Here is a 3,351-nt window from a genome sequence, read left to right as displayed (position 1 = left end):
AGATACATTATGACTTTTATGAATATATGTGCTCAATTATTACACTTTTATCTTTAACGAAGCAGAGCTTCGGGGAATATATCCCATAGAGATTCATTACAAAAAACAACAAAGTTTTGCGCCTTATCCGAGTAAAGAGACTCTCGCTTTACGACGCTAACTTCTATACCATTATCAATAAAGGATCCTCGAAGCAGAGCTTCGAGGATCCTTTATTAAAAAAAAGTATTTTTATTATTTTCCATCTTCTCCATCCTCTTCATTTCATTAATATCATACTCAAGAGCACGCCCTCGCCTAACATGAACCCACCCACCAAAAGCAACATGCTCAATATATTCGGTATCATCAATGATTCGGCGGAATGAGTTTTCAACATTTTGCATCTCTCTCTTCTGACGCTCAATCAGTTCATCTACCTTTTTATTCAACTCACGAAAGCCTTTATCCACTACATGCTGAAATGGCAACAACAACACAGAAAATAAAGCCACAAAAATAGAAATAATAAGGCCATAGTCAAGATAACGCTCTCTTAACCCACCGGCGCCATGATAAACAAATGCTGCTGCCGCGAACAACGACACAACAATTGATAATATTTGAATCCAATATTTCATCTTAGATTCATACAGGTACTGTAAATTTTTCTTTCCCAACGCCCATCACAGCTCATCTCCCCGCCCCTTTTCCAGATGATTGTTCGTCCGCCACGGCTGGGCGGCGAGGATGAAGGCGACCAGGAAAGAGATGACGATCCAGCTCCAGCCGATGCCGATGAGGCTGGCCCAGGTGTAGCCGCCGTAGGGGGTACTGAGTTCGCGCACGAGCTGGTTGAGCAGAATGACCGAGAGCGAGAGCGGCAGAAAGAGCTTGATGATCCAGCTCCACCACGGGCCGAGCTGAATTTTTGAGACCTTGTTGAGATGTTTGCGGATCTGGTCGAGGTTGAAGAACCAGCCGACGACGATGCATTCGAGGATTCCGGCGAGCACCAGACCGTAGTTGTTGATGAAGTGATCGACGATGTCGAGCCAGAACAGGCCGCCGTTGGTGGTAAAAATCACGCCGCCGGTGAAGCCGAAAAAGCAGAGCACCGTGGCGAGCATCTTGCGGTTGATCGAAAACTTGTCCTCGACGCCGGAGACGAAGGCCTCGACAATCGAGATGGCCGACGAAACGCCCGCCACCGTGAGGCTGAGGAAGAAGAGCATCCCGAACATCGGGCCGAAATCGCCGATCATCGAGATCGCTTTGGGATAGACGATGAAGGCCAGGCCGATGCTCTCCTTGACCACCTCATCGACCGGCACCTGCTGGGTCGTGGCCATGAAGCCGAGAATGGAGAAGACGCCGAAGCCGGAGACGAGCGAAAAACCGCTGTTCACCAGCGCCGTAATCAGGGCGCTGCCGGTCATGTTCGACTTCTCAGGCATGTAGCTGGCGTAGGTAATCATGATGCCGAAGCCGAGGCTCAGGGTAAAAAAGATCTGGCCGTAGGCGCTCACCCACACATTGGGGTCGGTCAGCTTCGTGAAATCGGGCTTGAGATAGGCCGCAATGCCGGTCATGGCGCCTTCGAGGCTGAGCGACCAGAACACCAGCGCCAGCGTCAGGACAAACAGCAGCGGCATGAAAATCATGTTCGCCAGCTCGACCCCCTTGCTCACGCCCCGCATGATGATGACCCAGGTCAGCGACCAGACTCCGAGCAGGCCGAACAGGATCGGGGTGCGGATGGTACTGATCTCGGTCGGGCCGCTGCTGAGTTGCAGGAACTGCTTGAAAAAGAAGGCCTCGGCGTCAGCTCCCCAGGAGAGCTTGACCGAGTAAAAGAGAAAATCGATGCACCAGGCGATCACCACCGAGTAGTAGAGCACGATGCCGAACATGGTGAACAAGAGCGGCCACCAGCCGAGCCACTCCCACTTTTTGTCGATCTTGCGGAACGCCAGCGGGGCGCTGCCGATGCGCTCGTGGCCGACGCCGAATTCGAGGATCAGCAACGGAATTCCGGCGGTGAACAGCGCGATGAGGTAGGGGATGAGAAACGCGCCGCCGCCGTTTTCGTAGCAGAGATAGGGAAAGCGCCAGATATTGCCGAGGCCGATGGCCGAACCGATGGCGGCGAGAACGAATCCCAGCCGGGAACCCCACATGTTGCGTTTCATAGACGAATGAAATGCTCTTGTTGCAATGAAAAAATCCTCAAAGCGGCGCTTCGGGGATACAAAATTTCCGAATGGCATGCCAAAAAACTACGATGCTGATGCCGATGGCGATAACCAACACGTACCCGCATGGCATTGCGTACGGGCGATTCGCCAAGCGCCCCTGCAGAAACACCGAGCGACGAGCACGTTCGATGCCGACCCTGATATTGACCGCATTGAAATCCTCTGACATGCGCCCTGTCCCGCCACGCTTGCCTTCATCGGGGTTTCAACCCTGCGGACATCCATTCTCGCACGCTCTTCCTTTGCCCCGGCTTTCAAGCCGGGGGTTACGGAGAACACCAACGCTATCAGGGCTTCAACCCTATTTCTTTCAATAGCCGAGGTCAAGCACGGGGGCTTGCCCCTGCATGATCACTGAGTGATGACGCAAACCGGTGGCGACACTCCCCGGCGTCATGCCGGAGGCGCCGTTCCGTCTTAAAAAAGATCAGAGAATCTCGACCAGTTCGAGCTCGAAGTTGAGGTCGAGACCAGCCATCGGATGGTTGGCGTCGAGCGTGACGGTGGTGTCGGTCAGATCGACGATCAGCACAATGGCTTCGCCGCCGTCGGCGAGGCTGAGCTGGAGCTGCTGACCAACTTCGAGCGGAATGTCAGCTGGAACCTGCTCGCGCTTGATTTCCGCGATAAGCTCCTCGGCTCTCGGGCCATACGCCTCGTCCACGGGAATGTTGACCGTCTTTTTCTGGCCCGGCTCCATATCGACCAGCGCGCGGTCGAAGCCCTGAATCACCATCCCGCTGCCGACGGTGACCTCCAGCGGATCGCGCTCCGCCGAACTGTCGAACACCGTGCCGTCTTCATACGTGCCGGTATAGTGAACCAGAACCTTGTCGCCTTTCTTTACCTGTGCCATAACTCGTTCTCCTTGAATCATTTATAATCGGGCCGTCCGCCATAAAAACCATCAACTCTTCTCGGAACCGAAAGCCAACGACTGCCCATGAAAAAAAATCAAGCCGCAAGATAACACTTTTTGCCGGAGGAGCCTGAAATGACGAGAGGGATGGGGGGATGTCGAGCCTGTTCAGATAAGTGTGTAAACGGTCGTTTTCATAGAGGCATCCTTCCCTCGAATTTAATGGAAAACTGATTGATAACCGCCCCCCAGTTT

Annotated in this window: 4 protein-coding genes; 1 reads left to right on the top strand and 3 read right to left on the bottom strand. The window is 53.4% G+C overall.

The annotated features are described in order from the left end of the window. Positions 1 to 215: 215 nt before the first annotated feature. Both EST62_RS12765 and EST62_RS12760 read right to left on the bottom strand, forming a co-directional pair. A complete protein-coding gene (locus tag EST62_RS12765; RefSeq protein ID WP_129052449.1) occupies positions 216 to 620 on the bottom strand; it encodes a hypothetical protein in 405 nt (134 codons plus the stop codon). Positions 621 to 665: 45 nt separating this feature from the next. Further along, on the bottom strand, positions 666 to 2,171 hold the full coding sequence (locus EST62_RS12760; protein ID WP_129052448.1) for a sodium-dependent transporter: 1,506 nt from the start codon (positions 2,169 to 2,171) through the stop codon (positions 666 to 668). A gap of 25 nt (positions 2,172 to 2,196) precedes the next feature. Between EST62_RS12760 and EST62_RS12755 the strand changes: the two genes are divergently transcribed. Continuing rightward, positions 2,197 to 2,403, top strand: coding sequence for a hypothetical protein (locus tag EST62_RS12755; protein ID WP_129052447.1), 207 nt, complete (start codon positions 2,197 to 2,199; stop codon positions 2,401 to 2,403). A gap of 261 nt (positions 2,404 to 2,664) precedes the next feature. Here EST62_RS12755 and EST62_RS12750 read toward each other — a convergent pair whose 3' ends face one another. Further along, positions 2,665 to 3,093 carry a peptidylprolyl isomerase gene (locus tag EST62_RS12750; protein ID WP_129052446.1) on the bottom strand — a complete coding sequence of 143 codons (429 nt, stop codon included), beginning with the start codon at positions 3,091 to 3,093 and terminating at the stop codon, positions 2,665 to 2,667. Between the last annotated feature and the right edge of the window lie 258 nt (positions 3,094 to 3,351).

Source organism: Chlorobaculum sp. 24CR (assembly GCF_004118635.1).
GTDB lineage: Bacteria > Bacteroidota > Chlorobiia > Chlorobiales > Chlorobiaceae > Chlorobaculum.
Note: the sequence above shows the minus strand (reverse complement) of the source record. Positions and strands in the feature narration are given on the sequence as shown.